This is a genomic window from Chitinophaga sp. (assembly GCF_036569125.1).
GTDB lineage: Bacteria > Bacteroidota > Bacteroidia > Chitinophagales > Chitinophagaceae > Chitinophaga.
The window spans coordinates 1-2,199 of record NZ_DATCRF010000686.1 but is presented as its reverse complement, the minus strand read 5'-3'; the positions used below and the strand labels follow the sequence as shown (position 1 = coordinate 2,199).

At 50.4% G+C, this 2,199-nt stretch carries 2 protein-coding genes; both read left to right on the top strand.

Annotated elements, in window-relative coordinates; translation table 11 throughout:
• Window positions 1-1,676: xanthine dehydrogenase family protein molybdopterin-binding subunit (locus VIM87_RS25550; protein WP_331999732.1), on the top strand; the 1,676-nt coding region annotated here is incomplete at its 5' end.
• Between the two features lie 140 nt (window positions 1,677-1,816).
• The coding region (locus tag VIM87_RS25545) for an XdhC family protein (protein WP_331999731.1) at window positions 1,817-2,199 on the top strand (383 nt) is incomplete at its 3' end.

Here is a 2,199-nt window from a genome sequence, read left to right as displayed (position 1 = left end):
GCGGTAAAAAGATCTCTTACGGCGACCTGGTAGAAAAAGCTGCTACCATGCCGGCACCCAAAGATGTGAAGCTGAAAGATCCCAAAGCTTTTAAGATCATCGGCACACGTATAGGTAACTACGATACCAAAGCCATTATTACCGGTAAGCAGAAATATGGTATTGATACCAAACGGGAAGGCATGCTGTATGCCACTATCATCCGCCCGCCTGCATTTGGGCAAACACTGGAATCTTTTGACCAGGATGCCGCCCGCAAATACCAGGGCATAAAGGATGTAGTGACCTTTGATAACAAGATAGCAGTGCTGGGCCGCAGCACCTGGGAAGTAATGCAGGCTGCCAGATCCATAAAACCGGTTTGGAAAGATGATGGCAAGCTGGAAAGCACTGCTGATTACAAAGCGAACTTTAGTAAAACGCTGGAACAACTGCCAAAAGAATCGAAACGGAAGGATGGCAACATCAAAAAAGGACTGGCTGCCGGCGCCAAAACATTTGAGGCAACCTTTGAATGCCCGTTCATTCCGCACAATCCCATGGAGCCCATGAACTTTTTTGCGGATGTGAAGGCCGACAGTGTTGAGCTGTACGGGCCCATTCAGCTGCCGGACAAAGCGCGTAATACCATTGCTGAAAAATTCAAGATCCCCAAAGAAAAGATAAAGGTAGGCATGACCCGCATGGGTGGCGGTTTTGGGCGCAGGCTTATGACCGACTTTGTAGAGGAGGCCGTGGCGGTATCCCAGCTGGCAAAAGCCCCGGTAAATGTGATCTGGAAAAGGGAAGATGATATGGGCGGAGGGTTTTACCGGCCCATGGCTTTGTACAAGTACAAGGCGGCCACAGATAGTAATGGTAAGCTCATTGCCTGGCATCACCATTCTGTAGGCGTAACCGGTAATACGGCGCGTGAAGATAATTTTCCCGCCGGTGCAGTGCCCAACCTGCAGGTGGATACACACGAGTATAAATCACCCGTAACCACAGGCCCCTGGCGGGCGCCCATTCACAACTATATTGCTTTTGCAGAAGAATCTTTCCTGGATGAAATTGCGCACGGCGTGGGTAAAGATCCGGTAGCATTCCGCCTGGAGCTGCTGGAGCAGGCCAAAGCGCAGCCGGTAGGCAAAATGGATTACAATCCCGACCGTTATGCCGGCGTGATCAAAAAAGTAGCGCAAATGGCCAACTGGGGCCAGCCTAAACCCGGCGTGTTCCAGGGAATGAGCGCACACTTTTCGTTCCAGACCTATGTAGCGCAGGTGGCGGAAGTGAGTAATGTGAACGGGCAATGGAAGATCAATAAGATCTATTGCGCCGTGGATTGCGGCACCATCGTTAACAGGAGCGGGGCCGAAAACCAGGTAGAAGGCGCTATGATAGATGGTTTGGGACATGCCATGTTCGGTGAGCTGACCCTTACCAAAGGCAAACCGGATCAAACCAACTACGACCGTTACCGCCTGATACGCATGCGGGAAGCGCCCCCGGTGGAGATAGCTTTTATTGAAAATAATGAAAAGCCCACAGGTTTAGGTGAACCGGCTTTACCGCCTGTAGCCGCAGCAATAGGCAATGCTATTTTTGCCGCTACCGGCCACCGGCTAAGGTCGCAGCCATTTATGAATAGCGAAGCGGTGTTCTCTGTGCAGAAGCAGCAGAGCGAAGTATAAGAAACAGGAATTAAGCTGATTATTAAATATATAAAAGGTAAAGAGTAACGCAATAGTTTACTCTTTACCTTTTGCTTTTTTACTTTAAGATAACGGCCTGCCTTTTACTTTTTACTTTTTTACTTTTAACTTTAGGAACGATGAAAGAGCTCAAAGACATTGTAGCCGCGTTTGAGAAAGCTCAACTGCAAGGACAACAAACCGCATTAGCCACCGTGGTGCTGGTAGAAGGCTCCGCCTACCGCCGCGCCGGCGCACGCATGTTAATTACAGAAGACGGTCAGCTGACCGGCGCTATCAGCGGGGGCTGCCTGGAAGGGGATGCCCTGCGCAAAGCCCAGCAGGTGATGTTCCGCCAGCAGGCCATGCTGGTAACCTACGATACTACCGACGAAGACGATGCCAAACTGGGCGTACAGCTGGGCTGCAATGGCATCATCCATATTTTAATAGAGCCTGTTGTGCCCACAGCACCCAATCATCCCATTCAATTATTAAAAGCCTGCCTGCAGCAGCGGCAAAC